This is a genomic window from Pseudorhodobacter sp. W20_MBD10_FR17 (genome assembly GCF_052119765.1).
Lineage (GTDB): Bacteria > Pseudomonadota > Alphaproteobacteria > Rhodobacterales > Rhodobacteraceae > Pseudorhodobacter.
In genome coordinates this window covers 1-23010 of the sequence record NZ_JBGQOQ010000035.1, presented here as the reverse complement: position 1 = coordinate 23010, position 23010 = coordinate 1, and the positions used below count along the sequence as shown (strand labels likewise).

The 23010-nt window shown below is 61.9% G+C and carries 20 protein-coding genes and 2 pseudogenes; 4 read left to right on the top strand and 18 right to left on the bottom strand.

Features of this window, described 5'->3' with window-relative positions; genetic code table 11:
• Positions 1–23 precede the first annotated feature (23 nt).
• The 3 genes from ACEN2J_RS17565 to ACEN2J_RS17555 form a co-directional block, all read right to left on the bottom strand.
• On the bottom strand, positions 24–956 hold the full coding sequence (locus ACEN2J_RS17565; protein WP_442107566.1) for a DUF2493 domain-containing protein: 933 nt from the start codon (positions 954–956) through the stop codon (positions 24–26).
• A gap of 364 nt (positions 957–1320) precedes the next feature.
• The gene (locus ACEN2J_RS17560) at positions 1321–2352 is read right to left on the bottom strand and encodes a DUF7146 domain-containing protein (protein ID WP_442107564.1); all 1032 of its coding nucleotides are present in this window, start codon (positions 2350–2352) and stop codon (positions 1321–1323) included.
• Between the two features lie 3 nt (positions 2353–2355).
• Entirely contained in the window at positions 2356–6711 is a 4356-nt protein-coding gene (locus ACEN2J_RS17555) for a strawberry notch-like NTP hydrolase domain-containing protein (protein ID WP_442107562.1), read from the bottom strand.
• A gap of 177 nt (positions 6712–6888) precedes the next feature.
• Here ACEN2J_RS17555 and ACEN2J_RS17550 point away from each other — a divergent pair, with 177 nt between their 5' ends.
• The 3 genes from ACEN2J_RS17550 to ACEN2J_RS17540 all read left to right on the top strand — a co-directional run bounded on the left by ACEN2J_RS17550 (position 6889) and on the right by ACEN2J_RS17540 (position 9367).
• Complete coding sequence (locus tag ACEN2J_RS17550) at positions 6889–7185, top strand: hypothetical protein (RefSeq protein WP_442107560.1); 297 nt, start codon at positions 6889–6891, stop codon at positions 7183–7185.
• A 453-nt stretch (positions 7186–7638) separates the two neighbouring features.
• Positions 7639–8460: a type IV toxin-antitoxin system AbiEi family antitoxin domain-containing protein gene (locus ACEN2J_RS17545; RefSeq protein WP_442107558.1), complete on the top strand. Its 822-nt coding sequence runs from the start codon at positions 7639–7641 to the stop codon at positions 8458–8460.
• Positions 8450–9367 (top strand): nucleotidyl transferase AbiEii/AbiGii toxin family protein, encoded by a 918-nt coding sequence (locus tag ACEN2J_RS17540; protein ID WP_442107556.1) that lies wholly within the window; start codon positions 8450–8452, stop codon positions 9365–9367. Before ACEN2J_RS17545 ends, ACEN2J_RS17540 begins: the two co-directional genes overlap by 11 nt.
• 38 nt (positions 9368–9405) lie before the next feature.
• Here ACEN2J_RS17540 and ACEN2J_RS17535 read toward each other — a convergent pair whose 3' ends face one another.
• The 12 genes and pseudogenes from ACEN2J_RS17535 to ACEN2J_RS17480 form a co-directional block, all read right to left on the bottom strand.
• Positions 9406–9828: an antirestriction protein gene (locus ACEN2J_RS17535; protein ID WP_442107554.1), complete on the bottom strand. Its 423-nt coding sequence runs from the start codon at positions 9826–9828 to the stop codon at positions 9406–9408.
• Positions 9829–9977: 149 nt separating this feature from the next.
• Complete coding sequence (locus tag ACEN2J_RS17530) at positions 9978–10856, bottom strand: DUF7007 domain-containing protein (RefSeq protein WP_442107552.1); 879 nt, start codon at positions 10854–10856, stop codon at positions 9978–9980.
• Positions 10853–11290 carry a hypothetical protein gene (locus ACEN2J_RS17525; protein ID WP_442107550.1) on the bottom strand — a complete coding sequence of 146 codons (438 nt, stop codon included), beginning with the start codon at positions 11288–11290 and terminating at the stop codon, positions 10853–10855. Before ACEN2J_RS17525 ends, ACEN2J_RS17530 begins: the two co-directional genes overlap by 4 nt.
• Before the next feature lie 85 nt (positions 11291–11375).
• Positions 11376–11588 carry a hypothetical protein gene (locus ACEN2J_RS17520; RefSeq protein ID WP_442107548.1) on the bottom strand — a complete coding sequence of 71 codons (213 nt, stop codon included), beginning with the start codon at positions 11586–11588 and terminating at the stop codon, positions 11376–11378.
• 1 nt (position 11589) lies between these two features.
• Positions 11590–11820, bottom strand: a pseudogene (locus tag ACEN2J_RS17515) (DUF6915 family protein); the annotation flags it as partial.
• Between the two features lie 167 nt (positions 11821–11987).
• Positions 11988–12425 (bottom strand): hypothetical protein, encoded by a 438-nt coding sequence (locus tag ACEN2J_RS17510; RefSeq protein WP_067293797.1) that lies wholly within the window; start codon positions 12423–12425, stop codon positions 11988–11990.
• Positions 12422–14455, bottom strand: a complete 2034-nt coding sequence (locus ACEN2J_RS17505; protein WP_442107546.1) for a hypothetical protein — start codon at positions 14453–14455, stop codon at positions 12422–12424. Before ACEN2J_RS17505 ends, ACEN2J_RS17510 begins: the two co-directional genes overlap by 4 nt.
• Positions 14456–14565: 110 nt before the next feature.
• Entirely contained in the window at positions 14566–16392 is a 1827-nt protein-coding gene (locus ACEN2J_RS17500) for a hypothetical protein (protein ID WP_442107544.1), read from the bottom strand.
• Positions 16389–17810: a tyrosine-type recombinase/integrase gene (locus tag ACEN2J_RS17495; RefSeq protein WP_442107542.1), complete on the bottom strand. Its 1422-nt coding sequence runs from the start codon at positions 17808–17810 to the stop codon at positions 16389–16391. Before ACEN2J_RS17495 ends, ACEN2J_RS17500 begins: the two co-directional genes overlap by 4 nt.
• Positions 17811–18005: 195 nt before the next feature.
• Positions 18006–18149 (bottom strand): annotated as a pseudogene (locus ACEN2J_RS17490) (DUF6915 family protein); the annotation flags it as partial.
• 10 nt (positions 18150–18159) lie between these two features.
• Entirely contained in the window at positions 18160–18651 is a 492-nt protein-coding gene (locus tag ACEN2J_RS17485) for a DUF6878 family protein (protein ID WP_442107540.1), read from the bottom strand.
• 100 nt (positions 18652–18751) lie between these two features.
• Entirely contained in the window at positions 18752–19270 is a 519-nt protein-coding gene (locus ACEN2J_RS17480; RefSeq protein WP_442107538.1) for a DNA repair protein RadC, read from the bottom strand.
• 186 nt (positions 19271–19456) lie between these two features.
• Between ACEN2J_RS17480 and ACEN2J_RS17475 the strand changes: the two genes are divergently transcribed.
• Complete coding sequence (locus ACEN2J_RS17475) at positions 19457–19819, top strand: VOC family protein (RefSeq protein WP_442107536.1); 363 nt, start codon at positions 19457–19459, stop codon at positions 19817–19819.
• Between the two features lie 58 nt (positions 19820–19877).
• On the opposite strand, the gene ACEN2J_RS17470 is transcribed toward ACEN2J_RS17475, so the two are convergent.
• From ACEN2J_RS17470 to ACEN2J_RS17460, 3 genes are all read right to left on the bottom strand, one after another.
• The gene (locus ACEN2J_RS17470) at positions 19878–21077 is read right to left on the bottom strand and encodes a DUF932 domain-containing protein (protein ID WP_442107534.1); all 1200 of its coding nucleotides are present in this window, start codon (positions 21075–21077) and stop codon (positions 19878–19880) included.
• A 390-nt stretch (positions 21078–21467) separates the two neighbouring features.
• Positions 21468–22853, bottom strand: a complete 1386-nt coding sequence (locus ACEN2J_RS17465; RefSeq protein ID WP_442107532.1) for an IS1182 family transposase — start codon at positions 22851–22853, stop codon at positions 21468–21470.
• Positions 22813–23010, bottom strand: a 198-nt coding sequence (locus ACEN2J_RS17460; RefSeq protein ID WP_442107530.1) for a hypothetical protein, incomplete at its 5' end; no start/stop codon positions are given. The genes ACEN2J_RS17460 and ACEN2J_RS17465, both read right to left, overlap by 41 nt.

The following is a 23010-nucleotide window of genomic DNA, read 5'->3' as shown; positions in this document are numbered from 1 at the left end:
CTATTGGAAAAAGTTTAGGGGGCTCACGCCCCCTTCTCGAATTTCATGACCGGGATGCCCAGCTTGCGGGCTTTGTCGGCGAGGTTCTCTTGGATACCCGTGCCCGGGAAGACGAGGACGCCTACGGGCAGCACATCCAGCATCGCGTCGTTGCGCTTGAAGGGGGCGGCCTTGGCGTGTTTGGTCCAGTCAGGCTTGAAGGCCACCTGCGTGACGCCTCGGGCCTCACACCATTTGGCGGCGATGAGTTCTGCGCCCTTCGGACTTCCGCCGTGCATGAGGACCATATCGGGGTATTTGGTCCGGACCTGATCGAGCTTGCCCCAAATCAGGCGGTGATCGTTGAAGTCAGCGCCGCCGGTGAGGGCAACCTTGGGGCCAGCAGGCAGCATCACTTCGGTTTCCGCGCGGCGCTTGGCGGCCAGGAAGTCACGACTGTCGATCAGCGCTGCGGTCAGGTGCTGGCGGTTCACCATTGAGCCAGTGCGGGGACGCCAGGCCGAGCCTGTGTGATGAACAAACTCGGTGGCGGCGTGATCGCGCATCATGTCCATGCAGTTGCGCCGCTCAATGAGGGTCAGGCCTTCGGCTGTCTGGCGCTCGAGCTCAACCGCTTTCACCTCGGAGCCGTCTTGCTCGCGCTGGAGGCGGCGCTGCGCCTGTTCGTTTTCGTCCAGCGACCGCTCGATCCGGGCTGTGGCGCGGTGGAAAAGGTTGACCTGGCCCCAGAGCACTTCTTCGAGGTCGGGTTCCATGCGGGTGTCTTCCAGGGATGCCACGAGGGCATCAAAGATGTCAGCGACGGCGACCGCGAGGCGCTGCCCATCGGGCATCGGGCGCGGATCGGGCTCATCAAAGGGTCGAAAGCCGTAAAGCTGCAACTCGTCGAGCGCATGGGCGGTCTGGGATGCGGTGTGGGCGGGTTCATATGCATCGTCGTGGGTCTGGATCGTCATTTGTTTTTGCCTCCGGGCCTCTACTCGTCCGCGCGACATCCCGCGCGGCCTTCATGGGCTGCGATAGCTGTCACGGGGGACGCCCTTCACCCCGTCTTCGGGGCCGGAACGCATGTGGAGGAGGGCGTGGGGCGACTGATTTGTCTTTCGCGATGCAAAGGCGGCTCTGCCGCCGGCGGAAATCAGTCGCCCCACGTCCTTGAAGGAGCGTCCGCTTTGACGGCCGCCTGCCCATCTCTTGAAGGACGTGCGGGTGTCTGCGAGGACGTGTTGCCCGGAAAGAGGCAAGAGGTGACGGTCCAGATCCGTGACTGGGATGCATGAGCTGCCCTGCAAACCCTGATCGCCCCTTGCGCGGCGTTGTTCAAGCCAACAGGCGATGCCGATCCTCTGCCCCGATCTGCTCTGCCAGATGCTGGCGCAGTGCCTCTTTGCCGTTCGCCCTGAGATCATCGTTGAAATCCCCGAGCTGTGGCTCCAGCACATGGCAACCAATCCCGGCCTCGGCGGCTCTGGCGCTCAACCTCTCCGCCGCACGCTGCCCTGCTTGATCGCGGTCGATGGCGATGTAGAGGCGCTGCAACTCCTCCGGCAGCTTAACGGCCCCAAGGTGACCCGACGAGAGCGCTGCCCAGACAGGAAGACCGGGGGCCACCTCGGAGAGGGACAGCATGGTCTCAACGCCCTCGCCAGCCACGAGGATGTTGTCATGCGGGCTCAGCCTGACGGCATTGCCTAAGATGTGACCCATGGCACGACGCGGTGTCTCGACAACTGCCTTGCCTTGGCCGTCAGCTGCAAGCCAGGTACGATGCACCCCCTGCAGGACCCCTGCCCCATCGGTGACCGCAGCGATCAGCGCCGGTCTGGGCACAGGCTTGGTCTGACCCTCCTCCCGATGCCAGCACTTCGGGTGAAAGCGAAGGGCCTCATTTGAGCCCATTTGGGTGATGCCCCGAGAACGCAGGTAGGTTTCTGCAAGCGTACCTGCGACTGGCACTGAGGCTGCAAACAAGCGCGCGGCTGCGGCTGGCGTGCCGCCGGGGGTTTTGGCTTTTCTCGTCACTGGCGTGTCCGGGATCACCGGCTGCGGACGGCCAAGATGCGCGCGAGCCTCGGCCAGAAGATCGGGAAAGCGCGTGATCCCCGTCCGCTTGGCGATGATATCGAGCAGATCGCCGTGCAATCCGACAGCGGGATCTTGCCATTTACCCCGCGCACCCGGGCCAGATGTGGGGCCTGTGAGCCGCACAAAAAGCGACTGGCCCGGGTTGTTTTGCAGATCGCCGACGATCCAATAGGACCCTTCTCGCCGTCCGGCGGGAAGGTAGTGGCGGCAGACGCCCTCGGCATTCTCCGCCAACGCGCGGACCAAATCATCTGTTTCTGAATACACGGATCAACAACCCCCGCGTGCATTTAATCCCGTCACCGGATATCGTGCAAGCAAGCGATACAGTATCGCGATGCCACCAGTGTCGGTTGGGCAAAACAACCGCAGCTTCCAAGCAATGATCTCGGAAAAGAAGCCATCGGCCTTGAACCGGTCCTTCTGGCTTTCCGTAAAGCCAGAAAGCTCGATCCGGTTGACCCCCATGACGCGGGAGCGGTGTAGTTCCAGACCGTCGGCCAGTTTTACCACGGTCTTGCCCTCCAGAACGAGGGCGTGGACCTGCGCCCCCGAAAGCGCGGGTGCATCTGCCGCCAGCGTGATTGCGACCCAGGCAGGCGACACCCTGCGGCCGATGATCCGCTCGCCCGCGTCCGACTGCAGGCGGTAGACGCGGGTTTCATCCTGCGGCAGTTGCTTCCAAATCGGCAGCAAGAGCCCAGCCACGATGTGCAGCGTGGCTTCAGAGAACTCCGGCACCTCGGCCAACTCCGTTGTCCACGCTGCGATGAATGCCGCCCGGTCGGCTTCCAGCCAATGTGTGTCCTCCATCATCTTGACCGGGAACGTGCTGGTTTCTGTGGGGCGGATCAAGCGCAGGCGCGGCTCAATCGTGCCGTCGTCCAGCATCAGGCTGGTGGCGGGCACTTGCACCGCGGCTCGGCCCGAGCGGCTGTTGACCAGAAGCCGCGCCTTTGGATCCTCATACCATTCGAGGACATCGGCCAGCGATAGCGGCGCATTGCGCTGCTTTTGCGCGATGGTAAGAAGCTGAGTTTCCGCGCCGGAGCCGGGATGGGTGTAGATCACCTTGCGGTCGGTGACGCGGAAGCTTTCGGCGCGCAGGGTTTCCAGCCCGAGGTCATAGACTCCGGCGGCGATGGCGCCTTCAATGCGCTGTTCGAGCAACTCCTCAAAAGCGGTGAACAGGATGCCTTGCATGGCAATTGTCAGCGCCAAGAGGCGATTCAGGAAAGTGGTGATCGGCGGCAGATCGTCCTTGAGGCCAGTCTCATCGGTCAGACTGAGCCCCGTGGCCTCTTCAAACGCCATGAGCGAGCAGCCCGCCACATCGCCGCGATAGAGGCGGCGATAAAGTTGGCGTAGCGCATCGCGGGCGTAGGGCGACTCGAGGTTGTCCTCGGGCCGGAACAGACCTTGCCCACCGGTTTGGCGCTGACCACGCGTGATCGCCCCCAGCGTGTCGAGCCGGCGGGCGATGGTGCTGAGGAAGCGTTTTTCTGCCTTCACATCGGTGGCCACGGGGCGGAACAGGGGTGGTTGCTTTTGATTTGTGCGGTTGGTGCGGCCAAGGCCTTGGATCGCCGCATCGGCCTTCCAGCCAGGCTCGAGGAGATAATGCACCCGCAGACGTTGGTTCTTGGCCCCAAGATCGGCGTGATAGCTGCGGCCGGTGCCGCCTGCCTCGGAAAAGATCAGGATGCGTTTTTGGTCATCCATGAAGGCGGCAGTTTCCGCGAGATTGGCCGATCCTGCGCGGCTTTCCACGACAAGCCGCGCGGCATGCCCCTCGCCCTTGCGCACGATGCGCCGCGATCTGCCGGTGACTTCTGCCACGATATCGGTGCCGAAGCGTTGCACGATCTGATCAAGCGCCCCCGGCACCGGCGGCAGCGAGGCCAGATGCTCGATCAGCGCATCGCGCCTGCGCACGGCTTCGCGGCATTCCACCGGCTGGCCATCCCGCGTGACAGGCCGAGACGACAGATTGCCCTCGCTATCGGTGAAGGGCTCGTAGAGTTGTACCGGAAAGGAATGGGCGAGATAGTCGAGGCAAGCCTCTCTTGGCGTAATATCAACGCGCACGTCATTCCACTCATCCGTGGGGATGTCCGACAGGCGGCGTTCCATCAACGCCTCGCCGGTGGAGACGATCTGGATGACGGCCGCATGGCCTGCGGCGAGATCGGCGTCGATGGCGGCGATCAGGGTGGGGGTTTTCATCGAAGTCAGGAGATGACCGAAGAAACGCTGCTTGGCAGACTCAAAAGCCGAGCGCGCGGCGGATTTGGCTTGGCGGTTTAGCGTGCCTCCGGATTCTCCAGTTATGTTTGACGCTTCCAGTGCCGCGGTGAGATTGTTGTGGATGATGGCAAAGGCCCCGGCATAGGCATCGTAGATGCCGCGTTGCTCGGGGCTGAGCGCGTGAACCAGCATCTCGTATTCGACGCCATCATAAGACAGAGACCGCGCCGTATAGAGGCCGAGGGACCGCAGGTCGCGGGCCAGCACCTCCATTGCGGCGACGCCTCCCGCTTCAATCGCCTCGACAAACTCGGCGCGGGTCGCAAACGGAAAATCCTCCCCACCCCAGAGGCCGAGACGCTGTGCGTAAGCCAGGTTGTGAACAGAAGTTGCCCCCGTGGCCGAGACATAGACCACGCGGGCATTGGGCAGCTTGTGCTGCAGTCGCAGGCCCGCCCTGCCCTGCTGGGATGCGGTCACATCGCCGCGCTCGCCCTTCCCACCTGCGGCATTCGCCATGGCATGACTTTCGTCAAACAGGACCACCCCGTCGAAATCCGCCCCCAGCCAGTCGACAATCTGGTCGACGCGGGATTTCTTCGCGCCGCGTTCTTCGGAGCGCAACGTCGCATAGGTGGTAAACAGGATGCCTTCGGTCAGCGGGATATCGCGGCCTTGCGCGAAGCGCGACAGCGGCGTGACCAGCAGCCGTTCTTGGCCAAGTGCCGACCAATCACGCTGCGCATCCTCAAGCAGCTTGTCGCTTTTGGAGATCCAGAGCGCCTTGCGGCGGCCCCGCGCCCAGTTGTCGAGCAGGATGCCTGCCGCCTGACGGCCTTTGCCAGCGCCGGTGCCGTCGCCAAGAAAGAAGCCGCGCCGGAAGCGGATGGCGGCGGGGTCATCGTCTTTCGCAGCCGAGACCAGATCACCGGTTTCGTCCACGCACCACGTCCCGGCGAGAGGAATGCCATGCGCCTCGCCCGCGTAGATCACCGTCTCCAGCTGCGCATCTGACAGGAGACCATCGCGCAGGACAGCAGTCGGCAGTTTTGGGCGATAGCTGGGCTTTGGTGGCGCAACCGAGGCCATGGCCGCCGACTGCACAAGCTTGGTCGGGTGCGGTTCCGCGCCGGGGATGTCGATCGCCTGCAGCCGGAAGGTCTCATAGATCGAATCCGACAACCGTGCCGTGCTGGCGTCTTCGCTCGCCTCGCGCAGGGTGTAGGCGAGATCTTCGGCTTGGAACGACGGCCCAGGCCGAAGCGGTGATGCTGCGACGGGCGCGCGCGGTTTGTTGGCGACGGCATTGGTCGCACGCGATGGATTTGCCGGAACGAGGGAATGAGCGCCCTGCCCTGCGGGTGCACCCGGTTCCAAGGCGAGGCGTGGCGGCATCTCGGTGGTGATCCGCGCGATCAGGCTTAAGACATCGGCAGCCATGGGCTGGGTGAGGTCGGCGGTGATGCCGCCAAGCTCTCCGCCCCGGCATTTGTCGAAGACAGAAATTCGGGTTTCAAAACTTGTGCCATGTTTGGCGAAGGCTGAACCCGACACCGCGCCGGTGAACACCAAATGCGCGGACTCGGTCAACTTGATGAAGCTCGCACCCCAGGCTGGCGCATCGGGCGCAAAACCAGCACCCGTGATGGCGACCAGCCGCCCGCCGGGCAAAAGGCGGGCAAGTGCTGAGCGGATGTGACGTGCTGTCGCTTCCGTGCTGCGGCCATCGACGTGCGCCACAGCCGAAAACGGTGGGTTCATCAGAATGACACTTGGGCGTAGCCCCACGTCGAGATGATCGTCAATCTGGGCCGCATCGAATGTGGTAACAGGCCGCCCCGGAAAGAGGAGGCGCAAAAGATCCGTGCGGGTGGCGGCAAGTTCATTCAGCGCCAGACTGCCGCCAAACATTTCCGCGAGGATTGCCAGAAGGCCTGTCCCAGCCGAAGGCTCAAAGACATGGTCCCGCGCGGTGATTTGTGCCGCCGCCAGTGCCGCCAGTCCCATGGGCAAAGGCGTTGAGAATTGCTGGAAGCGCTCCATCTCTTCCGACCGGCGGGTGTGGGTCGGTAGCAAGTTTGAGACTTTGGCGAGGATCGGCAGCAGTGCTGCGGTCGATCCGGCCCGGGACAGAAGTGGACGGCCGAACTTCCGCAGGAAGAGGACCAGCGCCACTTCGCAGGCCTCATAAGCCAGCTTCCAGTCCCAGAGGCCGGCAGCATCGGAACCGCCGAAGGCGCGCTCCATCTCTAGCCGCAGCCGCAGCGCGTCGATCTGAAACCCTTGCGCCAGATCGGGCTGCAGGGCCTCGGCCACGGCAATGATCGCAGCAGCAGTATCTGGTGGTGCGATTGTAAGAACGGGGGCAAGTTGGTTCATCAGAAAACTCCGGAATGAGGGACAGGATCAGGTCCGGACACCCTCTCTCGGGCATCCTCGGACCTCACCTTTTCCAGCCCTCCTCTTCCTCTCGATCCGCAATAATCACCCAAGTGACCTTGCTTTTGTTCTTGTTGTGTTCTATATTGGAGATCGAGCTAGCAAGGGAGTTTTGCGATGGATAGCACCACCTATGCCCTGCCCGCGACGCCAAAGCAGATCGCCTATGCGCGCTCGCTTGCGTTGCGCAATCAGACGCTTTTGCCATGGGGGGTACAGCAAGATCGGCGCAGCTTAAGCGCTTGGATTGACGCACAAGGTCAGTTGAAATCTGCCGCTGCGTCAGACCCGCGCCCGAGTTCAAAGCAGGTGGCGTTCGCGGAGAAACTCGCAAGGATTAAGCGCCGCGCCGTGCCGGATGAATGTTTCCGTGACAAGGGGCTGATGTCGAAATGGATCGATGGGAACCGGTGAGGTGCCGATGGCAGTCTTTCTGCGTTTCCCTCAGCGTGTCTCAAAGTCCTTGGCGTGGTCGAATGGATGGGTGCCAAACTGTAAGGTCGTTCGTGTGAACGCTGGTTGGGTCGCTGCGAATCATCGCCCGTCTTGCCCAAAAGATCTGCCTTCGCCTCCCTTCTCGCGCCAAGGACTGTTGCCCGCATGGGGGGAGACTGCAAAGGCAGGCTCCCGTCCGCAGGACCAAGGCCCGGTCCCGGCGGCTCGCCGGGAGGTGCCCGAACCTACCGTCGGCAACCACTGCAGCCCATCAGTCATCTTGAAACCCCCCTTTCATGAATCTCCCTGTGCTCGAAGCTGCCCACCATCTTCTTTGGAAATCGTAGATTTGGAGTGCCCTTGACGCTGAAAACTCTCACTCATCAAAGAAATCAGTGGTCCTTTCTTTAGAAATATGTCATTTTAAGTGTCATGGATGCCGCACGGTCACAAAATCTAAAGAAGCTGCTCGATGCCGTGCCCGCAGGGTATCTGGTCGATGCCGCATGGCTCGTCTCGCAAGGTATCGCATATGAGAGTTTTCGCGACTATGTGAAGCGCGGCTGGCTGGAGCGTATCAAGCGAGGCGTCTTCCGCCGGCCACTCCCCAACACCCCAGCCACACCGACGTCGAACGGCATCGACTGGAAAACCTGCATCCTTTCAACGCAGCACATCATGGGTCATGATCTTCATGTCGGCGGCTCCACGGCGCTCGGCGAACAGGGACATGCCCATTACCTGCGCCTCGGCGAAAGCGCTCCTGTCTGGGTCTATGGGGAGAATATCCCTAACTGGCTGGTCAAACTGCCGACGAATGCCCCGATCAGAATCCGCCCTCGATCCTTGTTTACCGATCCAAAGCTAGGCGTGACCGAGGGCAAGACGACTGGCCAGCCATGGGACTGGGGCCTCACGATGTCGGCGCCAGAGCGCGCGATCCTGGAAGCCATGGACGAACTGCCCGACCAAGAAAGTTTCCACACACTCGACATGGTCTTCGAGAGCCTGACGACCCTGCGCCCGAGGCTGCTTTCCGAACTCTTGCAGGCGTGCCGGAAGATCAAGGTCAAGCGCCTGTTCTTCGTCTTCGCCGACCGCCACGATCATCCTTGGCGCAAGCGGATCGACCCGCAGGCATTCGACCTCGGCAGCGGCGACCGAGCTTTGATTCAGGGCGGCAAGATCCACCCGCGCTACCGGATCATGGTGCCGCAAAACTTCGTGAAACCGGAGGCCGAAAGTGGCGCGTGAGACCTATGAAGCCCAAGTTGCGCTCCTCGTGCGCGTTCTTCCCCATGTCGCGGGCGAGAGCGTCTTTGCACTCAAGGGCGGGACGGCCATCAACCTGTTTTACCGCGACCTGCCCCGGTTGTCGGTCGACATCGACCTGACTTACCTCCCCATCAAGGAGCGCGCCGAGAGCCTGGACGAGATCAACGCAGCGATGGATCGCATCGCGGCCTCCATCGAGGCCGGTATTCGCGGCGCGAAATCTCAGCGCATCCAAGGGGGCGGCGGCGGTGCCACTCGACTCTTGGCGCGCCTGAACAACGCCGAGATCAAGATCGAAACCTCGCCCGTAACCCGGGGCGTGGTCCACGGCCCGGAGATCCGGACCGTCTCGGCCGTCGTGGAAGATGCCTATGGCTATGCCGAAATGCAGCTCGTCTCGTTCGAGGACCTGTTTGCTGGCAAGCTGCACGCCGCCTTGGACAGGCAGCATCCCCGGGATCTCTACGACGTCACGCTCCTTTACGAAAACGAGGGCCTGACACAGGACCTGTTCCACACCTTCCTGATCTATGTTGCCAGTTCGCCGCGCCCGGCACATGAGCTGCTCAATCCCAACCAGATTGACCTCGCGCAACCCTATGCGCGGGAATTCGAAGGCATGACCAGAACGCCCGTTCCTCTCGACACACTTCTGGCGACACGCAAGAGACTGGTCTCCGATTTGCAATCGAGGCTCGATGACAAGGCGAAGCAGTTCCTTCTGACACTTCAAGACGGGGGGCCTGACTTTGCGGCGATCGACCGCTCCCAGGCCGCTGATCTGCCGGCCGTGAAGTGGAAACTCCTCAACCTGAACAAGCTGAAGCGCGACAACCCCGAGAAACATGCGGCGCAGCGTAACGCCTTGCTGAAGCTCTTGGGCTGAGCCATGCCCCTCCCTGCAAAGTGTGGGCACGAATCCCCTCAGTCGATGGCTTTGAAAATCTCGCCGGCCTCCGGATGGTCTCCGGCGAAGGCGTAAAGGCGCAAGTAGGCGTCTGCGAGTTGGTCAGAGTCGTGCTGGAACGACAGGTGCGAGAGGGCGAAAAGGGTTGCGATCAGGCCCGCTGCTTCCGCCGAGACCTCGCCTTGGTAGCCGTTCGTCTCGCAAGTGATGCGGAAGCGTTTTTCAGTCGCGGGTGAGAGGAACAGGGGCCGCCCCGCCAATTCATGGAAATTCCACATGCCCCCGGTGTAGTCCTGCGGCGCGAGCCATGACATGAATTGGAAGACGGCGCGCTCGCCCACCAGCATCAATTTGCGGCCGAAGAGACCGGGAAGGAACTCCATGCGGCGGGCTTCAGGGACGAGGGTGGCGGGCGTGGCGGCGTTGGTAGTTAGCGTCATCGGATTTCCTCCGGTTTTAAGGTGAAGGACACACATCGACAGCTCTCTCGACCCGCCTGCACGTCCCCCGAACGCCACCTCCCTCGGCCTCTCAAGATGCCGCCGCCCGGAGCTGCGGAGGTTGGCTTTCGGCACCGGCGAAGCAGAGGCTACCCCCCTGCCCTGCCTCGCCAGCCGATGAAACTCGAGGGGCCGTCATAGGAGGCTTGGCGGGTTTCATCGATGACGAAGCCGAAGGGACCCACCTTGTAGTCCTTGGACGGGACAAGGAAGCGGCGTTCCTCGGCCCGTAGGTCGCGCCGCCCGCCCCGCGTGGCGGCGACCTCGGTGAAACCGGGATGGTGGTCCGAATAGATCGCCGAGATCACAACCCAATCGTCGGCGTGGTGACGGGCAAACGCCTCAGCGTCACGGGCGCGGGACTCGCCCGGTTGCAATACCCGTCCGTGGACCGCCTCCCAAGCATCCGGCCAGCTGTGGCGCAGGGTTTCATCGGCCTGTCGCCGCTCGAGATCTGTGAAGAGATCGGGCAAAGCTGCGGCAACGGAGGCCCAGGCAGCATCTTCCTCGTACCAGCCAGCCGCGTCCCGCAGCAGGGGATGCACCTTGGCATTGCGCTCCGCCGACAGGTGGAACCCGCCATGCCCGGAGGTCGAATGGAACACCACGCCGTCGCCATAGCGAACAGCGCCCTGCGACGATCCCCAGGGCGTGTTGGCATGGGCGCGGAATTCCTGCCGACCGAGCGCGGCTTCCTCAGCCTGATGCTCGGCCTGCTCCCCGACGAAGGCGCGAAACGCAGCCTCGTCGGCGATGTCGCCGCCATGGCCGTAGAAGTCGGAGCGCTTCCATTCGGCAAAGGGTTTTGACAGCCGCCAGCCGCTACCGAAGAAATACCCGCCATCCCGCTTGGGGATCATGGCATAGGCGGCATCACCGGTGCGCGCAACAGTCAGGCCATCGGCGCTCTGGCCGAATTCCGGGATGGGAAGGGGCGCTTGGACGCTTTTCGGGGCGGTGATGCTCATTGGGCCAGCGCCTCCACCGCATCGATGTCTTCGCCATTCAGGGCGGCGGTCAGCCATTCATGGGTGCTGATCCAGCCGATGCTCTTGCGCGCGCCGAGGTCGATGACATGGGCACCGCCGCCGAAGGCCTCCAACCTCGGACGCGAACAAGTCAGGGCGTAGTCGAAACCCCATATTCCGGTCAGGTCGATCTCGGCGGCAAGGCGCAGCACAAAACCAATGACCTGTTCGATATCGGCATGCTCGTCATCGCGGAGCCAAAGAATGCTGCTGTCGGGCCCGTCTTGGATGGACAGTTCGAAGCCAGACACCTGAGGCTCATCAGCCTCCTGATCCTCCAAGCGGAGCTGTTGGAACAATGCGACGGCGAGGGCCGCATTGCTGGGTGTGCCGACATCAAGCAGGCATGAAAAGTGGGTGAAATAGTCAGCCATATGGATCTCCAGATGTGAATGCGCCCAGCCGTAGGGGCTGGGCGAGAATTGCGGGTGAAGTGTGGGCGGAATGCGCTCCGAGCCGTCAGTCGATTGATGTGTCGGGCTGTTCCCGACGGTCTGCATCTCGGCGAACCGCGTGCTGGCGTAGCATGTCTCGGTAGAAGCGCTTGCGCGCCTCCCGAAAGCTGCGAACCGCCAGCGTATCGGGGTGAAGCGCCCCGATTGCCGTACGGACGACGGCGCAATCTGTCGCTGTCGGTGGCAAGTTCAGGCGCAGATAGGAAGCATCGGACATGTCAGGCGACCTCCACAACTGGTGGGGCCATGTGCGGATCGACCTGCGCCTCGATCTTCTCGGTCCGACCCATCCACGGCTCGGGCCGAATTGCCTTCACCCAATCGGCAAAGCTCGGGATGAAGCCGAGATCTTCGCGGACGTGCTGCTCACCGACCCAGCGGGTCGGGATAGTGCGGCCGGTAGACAAGGTAATTGTCTGTCCGAAGATTGCCTCGGATTGCCATATCCCTTGTGTATGTTATCTGGACAGTCAAACTGTCTCTTTTCGAAAACCTCCTGCCGTCGTTGGGGTTTTCCTGTGCGTCCTCGGTGAGACATTTCATTGGGTGGCTCCCTCTCTTCTTATCCCTGTTTCACCCCCACCCAGCTCACCTCTTTCTCTTCCTGATCGTGACCTCAGGTGCCGTCCTGGGACGGCGGCCTGAACGGCAGGACTTTCGGGTCAGCCCGCGCGATCTGCTCTTCAAGAACCGCGATCACGCGGCGTTGTTCTTCACCCTCGAGCGCGAGGATCTGGATGTGTTGCGCCAGGGCTTTGACGGTCACGCGCAGCTCTGCCAGCTCGCCGCCGCGTGCAGCCCGCAGTTCGGCTTCGAGTTTGCGGATACGGGCCTTCAGTCCCGCGACCGATCCCGACCGGAACCGCGCCTCCGCCGCACGGAATTCGCCGAGAACGACAGTGGCACGGTTGGCCGTTGCGCGGCTGACACCAGCCTCGCGCGCGAGATTGGCGATGGTGAGGCGACCGTCGGTATGGACGGAAGTTCCTTCGAGCAGTCGCTTCATGGCGGAGCGCAAGGCACCTTCGGTCTTCTGACTGATAGGCGGGGTCATGCCTTTGGGTCCTCCAGATGACCGATCAGTCGACGCTTTCGATCATTGTCCTGTTTGATTGCGACCTTCTGAACCGCTGACAGGGTGTTGCCCTGCAGAAGGCGCTCACCCTCTTCGATCGAAGCCTGCCAGGGCGCAACATGACGTTTGGTCAGACAGGAATTGGGGCACCGGTCCGGGCTGCAGCGCGAAATCACCGGGGCCACCGGCTTGTCGTCGGGCCGCAGGCAGAGGGCGCTGGCGGGATCGAAGAAGCAATCGTTCAGAAACCCGACATGCAGTGTCTTTCCAAGATGCGCCAGCATCTTTCGCAGGCGTTTCTGGTCAAGGATACGCCCAGGCAGTTCACCGAGGGTGTCCCGGACGTGGTCGAACTCCTGCTTGAGACGGGACGATGCCGGTCCGCCGGGCTCGTCACCCTGCTGGTAGGCCTCATAATAGGCGACCACATCGTCCAATTGGCCAAGCGCCCGTTCCTGCTCGACCGTCCGGCGAAAATCTCCGTGCGGCGCGCCGGCATAGCCCTCGAACATCGCCACGGAGGCATGCTTGTACTGGATCTTTCCGGCAATAACGCCGAAGGGGCGGTTCGCGATGTACCATGCGATGGTGCGCCGGAACTGCCGGGTGGAAAAATGCCAAGGGCGCCCATCGACCTGTGGAATTGCGGGCGGGTTTGCGACCTTCGCATCCAAACCGTCGCGGAACATCTTGATGATCGGCGACGCCTGGGCGGCCAAGTAGTCTGCGGTCCAGTCCCATGGCTTCAGCGAGACCCAGAGGGATCGAAGATCACGGTCGCCGCGCGCTCGGCGCGACAGAGCTTCCATGGCCTCGACGGCACGGGCGACCGGAGCGATGGTGATCCAGTCGGCGGAAACGCCCGCCGCCTCGCGATGCTTGTAGACGGTGCTGCGCACGCGATAGCGCTCGATCAGGTTGTCGGCACTGCGTTCAACCGAAACGCAGCCCGGTTCCATATCCTGTAGTTCGCTGTCGCGCATTCCCGTCAGGTAGGCACAAACGATGTAACAGGCCGCCTGCAGCATCTGCTCTTCATGCAGTAAGCTGTCCGTGTCGAAACGCTCCCGCCAGGGCAGGCCGGTATCGGGATCGCGGCTGACCGGGGTATCCATGCCCCCGACCTCGGTTCCCATCTCTTCCGCCATCTGGTCCAGCATCCTCACGGTCGCGGTGGAACTACTGAGATTCCCCGTTTGAGGACAGCCGATCTGAAGGCACATCAGTCTGAAATTATACGCATTGCCTTCCTTAACATCAGGGACACCGCGGGTGGTGTTTGGACGGCGCTCCCAGAGTGGCACGCCCCGCCCTTCCGCCCGGCGGGCCTCGAGCCAGGTACGAAGACGGTAGCGAAACCGTTCGTGGCGGGTCTGGCGCGCATTCTCGGCAATGATCCGGGCAGCACGGGCTTCAAGGCGATCCAGCTCTTCGCGCGCCGCGAGGATATCCGGGGCGAAGACATCGACATATCGCATCGACCAGTGGAGCAGTGCGCCGATGACCGGTTCGGGGATGCGCGGCGTGGTGTTCTCCGAGCTCGTCCGGCTCCGACCGCTGACATTGCTTGCCGTGCGCCCACCCCAGGGCAGGAAGGGAATGCCGCCCCCGGTCACCCATGGCCCGAAATGATGGAGGTCGATGGGGACATCGACATAGAGGCGGATCTGTTGCGATGAACGTGCGCCGTCTGCCCCCAGATGCGCCAGATACGCGTCCAGCACTTGCTGGTCGACGCGCCCCAGTTCGACGGAACCGATACGATCGTGCAGGAACTCTCCGAAATGGCGCAGGAACAGCAATGTGCCCTTGGCGGTCGAAGGGCCGCAAGGGCCCCGGTAGCTGCGCAGCGGCGCCTGAAGGCGGGCAAGCATATACTCCTTGGCGAGCCGTCGAAGCGCGGGGTCTGCAATGGCCCCGAAATCCACACGAAACGCGGCCGGACGCGCGTTGGCGCGAAACATCGCCGGACTGAGATCCCAGACATCGTCGCCGAAGCGGGACAGCATCGACCGCTCCGATCCCGGTCTGAGCGGTCTGCCTGCGAGGATGTCGGTGTCGTCGGGATGGATTACCGATGGCAGCGATGGCCTTGCGGTCGTGAAGTCTGGATTTGCTCTCATGCGAGACCCGCCTCCGGGGGAAGGTAGATCTGTGCCGATTGACTGGCTGAGAGGGCACGCGCGGCGGCGAGATCGGGCTCAGAGAATTGCGGCAATATCTGCGCGACGATCCTGTGGTGGGCCCGCCCAAACTTCGCCAGCCAATCTGCTTCGGACAAAACCTTGCGCTGGTCCACCACGAAATCCAGAAACGTCATCAGCGCGGGAAGCTTGCGGGTGGTGATGACGCCGTTGCGGCATTCAAGGCAGCCCCAGAACGGCACCGGGCAGGCCTCTCCCGAGGTGGCGAACGGGCTGTTGTAGAAGCCGGAACAGCTTGCCAGCCATACATCCTGTTCGCCTGCCAGCAATGCCGGAACATCGGTCGCCAAGCCCTCCGGAAAACCGGGTTGAGCCGAAGACGGAGCTGCCAAGACATTGGCCTCGGCCTCCGGGGTCAACACGGTAGGCTGCAACGCATCTTCGACAGCGTCCATCAGCGCCTCGGCGATGGTAGCTTCGTGGATCGGCCGCAAGGCGGGAATATCCCCATAGTGGTTCGCGGCAACCTCGACGGTATGTCCAACGGCAAACCGGCGCAGCTGACCGCCAGTATTGCGATACCACGCAGCCTTGTGGGTCTTGCGCAAACGCGAGAGGCAGAGCTTCAACGGCTTCCCATCATCATCCTGCAACCCGTGGCGTTTGACCCAGACCTGTCTGGCCGACTGCATGGGCCGTACGACATCGGTCAGGCGGCCGCGGCAGTAATACGTGAAAAGCTGTTCACTCTCGAGATGACCGCGCGCCGTCGCGGTCCACTGAATTGCGAGGCGCAGGAGGCCGCCCGGGGTGCTTGACCCTCCGTCCCGAACCCGCAGCCGCTTCCACTCGGCATGACGGGCGCGGCGCTTGCAATACTCGATCTCGACATATCCGCTGGACGGGTTCTTGAGGCAGTCGGCACGCAGGGTCTTGATCGCTTCGATCTCGAGACCGGTCTCCAGCGACAGCAAAACAAAAAGGGCAATCAGATCGCCAAGAAGCAGATGCCGCGTGCCATGCATCCTGTCGCTCAGCCCCTCATTGGAAATCCCCGCAAAGTTCCGCGCCCCGTAGAGTTGGCGGAAAAGGAAGCTCTTGACGGTAATGAAACCGACACGGTCGATCGCGGCGAAGGCGTCCATCTCCAACCGGTCGATGCGTGTCTCGCACTCTTGCGCAAGCGCCGGACGGAATCGCTGCACGATCGCTGCGACGTCGGCACGTGCGGCCGCCTTCAAGGCCACCCGGACACTGTCGCAGTAGGCATCGCGCGGGCGCGGTGGAACACCCGGGCGCGTGCTGACATAGAACAATCGCCGGGAAGCCTCTTCGGAAAGGCGGTCTGGTTCGCCCGCATCCGCCAACCGCAGCAGCATCACCACATCTCCCATCTGGTGGCGGCGATGGTTGGGATGCTGTCCGCGCTCATCCATCCAGGCGTCGAAGCCTTCGATGGTATCAACATCAATCTCGGCAAGCGCCTGTACGGATGAGTCTGTCGCATCGAGATAGCGCCAGAACCGATGGATGGCTTCGGCCAATGACATGGCGGTGCGGACGGTGCCGGCGGGGCCACCGACCTGACATGCCTGCCAGAGTGCCTGCGTGAAGGCCCGCGCAAGCGAATTGCGACCCGGCAAACGCGTCAGGTCCATCGTCGCAGTCCGTCCGGCCAGGGTAATCTCGAAACGGCGGGCGGCGATGGCAATGGCAGCGGCGGGGCCGGGATCCGGAAGATTGTCAGGAAAGCTCGCGCGTCGCCCTGGGCGGGGCTGTGAGACGCGGGCTCTGCCGGTCATTGATCGTCCACCATGAGTTCGTCGGTCCAGCGATCCGCCGCCGCATCGACGAGTTCCTGCGCCTCGGCAAGGCAGTCGAGATAGATGTAGGTGCTGGTGATGTTCGCGTGGCCGAGGAGGTGCTGGAGATGGCGGAGCGGATCGCCAAGCATCTGCCGATAGGCAGCACCGTGCGCATCGATCGGGTTGAAGATCCTGCCCACCTGTTCGCGGATCAGCATCGACAACATGTTGACCGCAAAGGTGTGCCGCAACATGTGCGGTGTGACGGTGATATCGAGGCCGAAAGCCTGGCACCGCTGGCTTGCCCTACGAAACGCTACCTCCCAAGTACCCGACGACACGGGCTGGCCGCGTTCCGTGAGCCAGAGCGATGCGTGTTCAGGCATCCCATCAGGTGATCGCAGCAGCCGTTGGCGGTCTTGCGGACGGAGCCTGGTCAGCGCGATGCGCCAACCACTGTCATCAAAGGCGTTGCGGCCATCGGGTGACAATACAAAGGGGACGGCCGGACGAGGCGGCGCCTTGGCGGCGGCAATCCGGCGCTCGATATCGACGTAATCCCGGATCTGCTTGAGCACCCGGCGCGGCAACCGGATGCGTCGCGGGCGTTCGCCCTTGGTGATCACGGCCGGCAGATCGAAAGGAAGTATCCGCGGGCTGTCGGAGATCAGCCGGGGCAGTTCGTCGATGATCAGGCTACCGGCCTCGCCGAGGCGCATCCCTGTCGTGACGAGCAGTTCCGCGAAAACGGCATTCCGCTCGCCATTGCGGCCGCGCCAGGCTGGGTCCTCGGACCCGTCCGGCAATTTACCCCTCAGGCCGATATCCCGGAATACGAGGTAGCGCCCGAGATCGACGAATTGCATGTCATGCGGGCGCGCGGCACGTTCCCGCGCCCTGTTCCCCTCAACCACCTTCGGGGTTCCTCGCCCATGACCATGACGAAAGGACAGGTCATATCGAAACGGCGAGGATGCGATCAGTCCCTCTTCAAGCGCCCACCGATACAGTTTGTCGAGCGCCGCGATCGTCCTGTTCCAACTGGATGCCGAAATCCGGAACGGTGCATCCGACAAACGCCGTGCATGGTGAAACGCGATGACATCGTTGTAATCGGCACGCCAAAGCTGCTTTCCACCACGCCGTTCTTCCAGAAACCGCATCCAGACGAAGATGTCATGGGCGTAGGCGCGCAAACTGTGCCGCGAACGCACCCCCATGGTCGGACAGGCGCGAAAGAACCGGTTCACGTCATGCAAGTAGCTTCCGTCCCGATCCAGTAAGAAGGGCATGCCATCCATCAGGTCGATCTTGCCAGCGGCCTCCGTCAGGGACACGGAAAGTTCGGCCGGAACGCCTTCGACCGAAACGGGCGCGCGCAGCGCCGGTCCGTCGGTGAAATAAAGCTGCGTCATCCATCCTCCAAAGGCGTTCGCGTCCAGCAAACGACGCCCGCGACTCCAGTCGCGCTAAAACCGAAGCGCCGCCAGCCCCGTCCCTACGGCCCTTTTGATGGAGAGCGGGCCGGGGCTGGCTCATCTCTCAATCCTAAGGTTCCGCATAACCCGCACCATGCACAGGAATAAGACGCTTCCATAGAGTCAGGATAAGGCATGGTGGCGCAGCGCCCGATGCCGAAAGTCCGCGTGCAGCATTTTGCTGGCGTCAAACCACGAATGCACTGCCATGAAGTCGTCGACCGTGCCGCCCCATTTTTTCACCGAGGAGAGCGCGTGGTGATACGGATGTGCCATCGCCGCCCCCTCAGAAATCATGGGTGAAGAGCTCGGACGACGTAAATCGTTCGTTGAACTCGAGGTGGATGCAGCGGGCGCTGGCGTCGAAGCAGAACTCGCCATAAGCGCCGTCGTTGTTTTCCCAACCGCCATGGGTGTCGCTGAGGAAATCATAAGCGAGCTGTTCGACAACATCTTCGAGCGAAAGCCGCCGCATCTCGACCTCGGGGCTGTCCCAGGTGATCGCGGCATAGGGAATTTCCACGGCAGGGAAAGCGACAGCTGTCTCCCCCGCCCATGCCGCGATGCTTTCAATCTGGCCGCTGTCGCCCTCGCCATCGAAGGTGACCGTGACATGAGAAATGCCAGCGGCGGTCAGGGCATCGAACAGGCGATCTCTGTTGGCCGGACGCAGTTCGGCCTCGCGGGCGGCTTGCTCGGCCTGCACCGCGAACACTGCGGCGAAGTCGATCGTGGACGGCGGCATCGGCGCCGGAAGGGTGGGTTCAACCTGGGTCATGGGGGTCTCCGAAGAAGGGGGAAGGGTCGGAGCCCGCCGGGCACACTCTACCCCCGGCGAAGCTCACAAAAGCCCCCTGCCCTCCTCTGCCTCTTTGGGGTCATGCAGCGATCTGCAGGGCGCGTGCAGCAAAGGCGCGCCAGAGTGGATCGACGAGACGGGCTTCCAAGAGATCGGCACGCTGCCGCAGGCGGGTTGCGAGATCGCTTTCCAGCCAGTCCGCCGCGCGGCTTGCCTGCGCCCGAAGCTGGCTTGCTTCCATAACCACGACCCGGGCCTCGGCGGCGGTCATGATAGGGGCGCACCAAGCGACAGCGCCATTCGCTGCGGCACCGGCAAGGACAAGACGCTCGTCGCGATCAAGGATCGACAGCATGCGCGGCGCGTCCTCAGGCTCGAGTTCTTCCGCCATTTTGATCGCGCCCCGCATGGCTTCGGCCAGCGTCGTAAAATGGCCGATGATCCGAGGACGCGCCTCTCCCGACATCGCAGCCGCAGGGTTGCGATCAGGCAGCGTCAGGGAAAAGGGCAGCGCGGGGTCAGAAGTGCTGTGCGCGATGTCTGGCACGAAGCCAGCCGGAAATGGGGCCGACAGGGCCGGAAAGGGAAGGTCGAACATGGGAAGTATCTCCGACGGTGCGGGAAGCCTCTCTCCCCGCCTCAAGCGTCAAAGACCAAACCGCCGCCCTCTACCTCGAAGGGGCGGCAGAAAATTGAAACCTGCGTCAGCAATACGGGACAAAGCTGCCATCTCTAAATTGTCGTGCTAAGGTATCCTCAATCGGAGCTTCTCGAAGGCGCAGAAATGGCAGCATCACTCGGGCGATTGGTAGTCTACACGAGCAGGATCGATCAGATGGCGGACTTTTACGCCAAGCACTTCGGCTTCTCGGTGTTACGGGCTGACCACGACCGTGTGGTCGAGCTAAGGGCGCAAGACTCGGGTATGGCACTGCTTTTGCACCCGTCAGCGGCAAATCAGAAAGAAGGCCAGGTTTTGGTAAAGCTCGTGTTCGACGTTGAGGACGTAATGGCCTTTTGCGAAGTTGCCAAAGCTAACGGACTCGATTTTGGCAAAATCCACAAGGCCGGTGGGTATGAATTTGCTAATTCCAAAGACCCGTCCAAGAACTCAATTCAGGTATCGAGCCGCGCATTTCGGCAATGACGGTTTGGGCTCTTCACGTCGATTTCAGTGGGGCGCCAGCGAGGCGCCCCACCATATGTCAGCCAACCCAGTCGAGAAGCTTTTTCGCACGCCCTTCCATGTCGAGACGGGCATCTTGCTGGGTCTTGTCGCGCGCAAGCCGCGTGATGCCCTGCACAAAGTCAAAGATCGACTCCGGTGGGCGACCTTCTTCCATCAGCACCTTCTCGATGATTTTGCCGGACTCAGCTTTCGAGAAGGCGCGCTTGCGCAGGAAGTCGTCCCTGTCCTCATCCGTCCGCGCCACGATCTGCTGCCGCGCCGCCTTGATGCCGTTCACAAATCCCTGCGGCGAGGAATTGGCAAACCGTGTCAGTGCTGGTGCCGCCTCTTGGGCAAAGCGCGAGGCGGCATATTTCGAATGCCGGATTGTGATCTCCTGGAAATCCTCGACGCCCCACAGGTTGCGGTTCTGGCATACGGCCCGCAGGTAGAAGCTCGCCATGCCGAGGGTCTTGGCGCCCACCTCGGAGTTCCAGCAATAGAAACCCCGGAAGTAGAGATCGGGGGAACCATCGGGCAGGCGACCCGCCTCGATCGGATTGTGATCGTCGACCAGGAACAGGAAGACGTCGCGGTCCGATGCGTAGAGTGTTGTCGTATCGCGGCTGATTTCGACGTCGGGGTTGTATACTCCGGTCGACCAGTCGAGCACCCCCGGGACCTTCCACCGCGTGTCGCCAGTGCCATTGCCCGCGATGCGCTGCACCGCCTCGACCAGCTCGTGGTCGTGGATGCGGCCATAGTCCGGGCCGGTGACCGCGCGCAGTTCCGTGCGGCCATCCTCGGTCTCAAAAGTCTTCACCTGCTCGGCGCGGTGGTTGGTCAGGCCATATTGCAGGTTGATCCCTGCCAGCGGCGCGGGCAGCTGCCGAAGGTAGGAGGCGGGTGCTCCGACGATGCTGGCAAGCTGGCCGAAGGCCCAATGTGTGGGCGCCACCGGTTCATGCGCTTTCGGCAGAACCAAGTGCAGCCGCTCGGCGCTATCGCGCGCGGCCTCCACACGAATATCGGCCGTTGTGACGACACGGGACCGACTGCGCTCAGACCGGCCCTTTACTGAGGCCCAGAGATCATCAAGCGACAGATACCGCTCGTCGTCTGGCCGATTGAACCATTCGGACGACACCCGCCCGTTCCGTTCACCCCGGCTCACATCCACCTTCCAGCCACCAGCCCGCGCCGGTGCGACCGGATCCAGAACTTCCACAACGCCCATCGGCTATCTCCCACGACAGGCGCCGGGAGCCACTCTCCCGAGCCTCAACCCGTCAACGGAAAACCGGCACACCTTTCACTCTAAACGACGCAATGGGCGGATTCTGTTGAAAAACTCACCTCGTCGCCCGGAGAGGCCGGATCACCAGAACGTCTTTCCGTGAAAGCACCCTTTTGCAAACAGAGTTTGCCAATTGGCCTGCGGCAAGAACGATGTGCCAAGTTTCCGAGGCTATTCTCGCTTGGAGGAGTTTTTCAACAGAATGGGCGGATTCTGTTGAAAAAGTCGTCGGATTTCTAGGATCTATCGCCGCGCGGACTGTGGTGCGTGGTTTTGGTTCAGGCCTTTGCCCGCTCCTTTGCCGGAGACCGGCTATTTTGACCACTCAGGTCATGAGATTGCCTCCTGCAAGGCACTTTGGGGCCTTAGCTTTGCAAGCTTTCTCAGGTTCTGGGCGATGGCGGCTAGGAGGAATTCATCCTTTGCCCCATTCGGTCCGCGAAGTCTGAGCCGTGTCAGATTCAGGATCCTCTTGAGATGCGCGAAGAGCATTTCCACCTTCTTCCGTTTGTCGCGCGATACTTTATAGGCCTTCGTCTTTCTGCTTGCGCGAGCAACGTCGCGCGCATCCTCATGGGGTTCACGCGTGACGGCACGCGCATCCGCGTTTGGGCAACACCGACCCTTGGAAGGGCAGACCTGGCAGGTGGCTTTCAGGGCGCGATATTTCTGAGTGCCGGTGATGTCCTTGCCGCGATTGGGATCGGAATAATTGCGCCGGAACTGTTTTAGGGCATGGCCCTCGGGGCAAATGTATTGGTCGTTCTCAGCATCCCATTCAAAGTCGGATCGTGACCAGGTGCCGTCGGTGCGCTCGGATTTATCGATTACCGGAATGAAGGGGATGATGCTGCGCTGTTTGACGAGCCACCCAAGGTTCTCGGCGTTGCCATAAGCGGTGTCTGCTGCAAGCCACTCGGGCTTGATGCCAAAACGCGCTTCGGTTCGATCCAACATGGTGCGGGAAGCACCCACTTCGGCCTGACGAATGGCCCTCGTGGCCTCCACATCCATAATCACAGAGCTTTTGGTGTCGATAAGGTAATTCGTTGCATAAGCAAAATAGGGACGGCCCTCTTCTGCGCGCTGCCACTGTGCCGCGGGGTCAGACTTGGCGATGAACTTTGGATGGACTGGGGATGCCGCGCCGAAAGCGGCATCATCCAAGGTTTCAAGATACTCACGTGCCGCCCGGTTTCCAACGCGGCGGGCAACCTCCGGGCTCCAGTCAGCGACTGCGAGCGAGCGCCCTTTATTGGCATCAGCAGGGATCAGGCTCGCATCAACAGCAAAACCTTCGCCCGACACCAGATCCTCTTTCAGGCACCTTTCGACAGTTGCCTCAAAAACCTGCCGCAACAGATCACTTTCGCGGAATTTACCGTGGCGATACTTGGAGAAGGTAGAATGGTCGGGCACTCCACCATCCAGTCCAAGACGACAGAACCAACGATAGGCAAGGTTCAAATGAACCTCATCACAGAGCCGTCGCTCCGAACGAATGCCCATCACATATCCAACCACCAACATCCGGACGATCAATTCGGGGTCAATCGAGGGACGACCAAGATGGCTGTAGAAGGGGCGAAGCAAGTCACGCATGCCGTCCACATCAAGAAACCGGTCAATCTCACGCAGCATGTGGTTTTGGGGAACGTGCCGATCCAAATCGAAGTCATAAAACAACTGCGCAGGTGCCGATTGAGTCCCCATCATCAAAAAATCCTCCTATCCCCTCATTACTGAGTGAATCAAAGGACTTGCCGCAGTGCAACAAAGACTTTTTCAACAGCATGGGCGGAAAGTGTGCATTCGCTGCAAGTGCGAGCCTGCCGTGCGTCGATGGCGACAGCTGACATTCACGCAGCCAAGG

Bases quoted from the DNA above. Each gene is read 5' to 3' on its own strand.
- ACEN2J_RS17555 (WP_442107562.1), bottom strand. From the start codon at position 6,711: ATGAACCAACTTGCCCCCGTTCTTACAATCGCACCACCAGATACTGCT.
- ACEN2J_RS17505 (WP_442107546.1), bottom strand. From the start codon at position 14,455: ATGCTGTCCCGCTTCGGCGACGATGTCTGGGATCTCAGTCCGGCGATG.
- ACEN2J_RS17485 (WP_442107540.1), bottom strand. From the start codon at position 18,651: ATGACCCAGGTTGAACCCACCCTTCCGGCGCCGATGCCGCCGTCCACG.
- ACEN2J_RS17495 (WP_442107542.1), bottom strand. From the start codon at position 17,810: ATGACGCAGCTTTATTTCACCGACGGACCGGCGCTGCGCGCGCCCGTT.
- ACEN2J_RS17530 (WP_442107552.1), bottom strand. From the start codon at position 10,856: ATGAGCATCACCGCCCCGAAAAGCGTCCAAGCGCCCCTTCCCATCCCG.
- ACEN2J_RS17475 (WP_442107536.1), top strand. From the start codon at position 19,457: ATGGCAGCATCACTCGGGCGATTGGTAGTCTACACGAGCAGGATCGAT.
- ACEN2J_RS17510 (WP_067293797.1), bottom strand. From the start codon at position 12,425: ATGACCCCGCCTATCAGTCAGAAGACCGAAGGTGCCTTGCGCTCCGCC.
- ACEN2J_RS17565 (WP_442107566.1), bottom strand. From the start codon at position 956: ATGACGATCCAGACCCACGACGATGCATATGAACCCGCCCACACCGCA.
- ACEN2J_RS17500 (WP_442107544.1), bottom strand. From the start codon at position 16,392: ATGACCGGCAGAGCCCGCGTCTCACAGCCCCGCCCAGGGCGACGCGCG.
- ACEN2J_RS17465 (WP_442107532.1), bottom strand. From the start codon at position 22,853: ATGATGGGGACTCAATCGGCACCTGCGCAGTTGTTTTATGACTTCGAT.
- ACEN2J_RS17525 (WP_442107550.1), bottom strand. From the start codon at position 11,290: ATGGCTGACTATTTCACCCACTTTTCATGCCTGCTTGATGTCGGCACA.
- ACEN2J_RS17480 (WP_442107538.1), bottom strand. From the start codon at position 19,270: ATGTTCGACCTTCCCTTTCCGGCCCTGTCGGCCCCATTTCCGGCTGGC.
- ACEN2J_RS17470 (WP_442107534.1), bottom strand. From the start codon at position 21,077: ATGGGCGTTGTGGAAGTTCTGGATCCGGTCGCACCGGCGCGGGCTGGT.
- ACEN2J_RS17535 (WP_442107554.1), bottom strand. From the start codon at position 9,828: ATGACGCTAACTACCAACGCCGCCACGCCCGCCACCCTCGTCCCTGAA.
- ACEN2J_RS17550 (WP_442107560.1), top strand. From the start codon at position 6,889: ATGGATAGCACCACCTATGCCCTGCCCGCGACGCCAAAGCAGATCGCC.
- ACEN2J_RS17545 (WP_442107558.1), top strand. From the start codon at position 7,639: ATGGATGCCGCACGGTCACAAAATCTAAAGAAGCTGCTCGATGCCGTG.
- ACEN2J_RS17520 (WP_442107548.1), bottom strand. From the start codon at position 11,588: ATGTCCGATGCTTCCTATCTGCGCCTGAACTTGCCACCGACAGCGACA.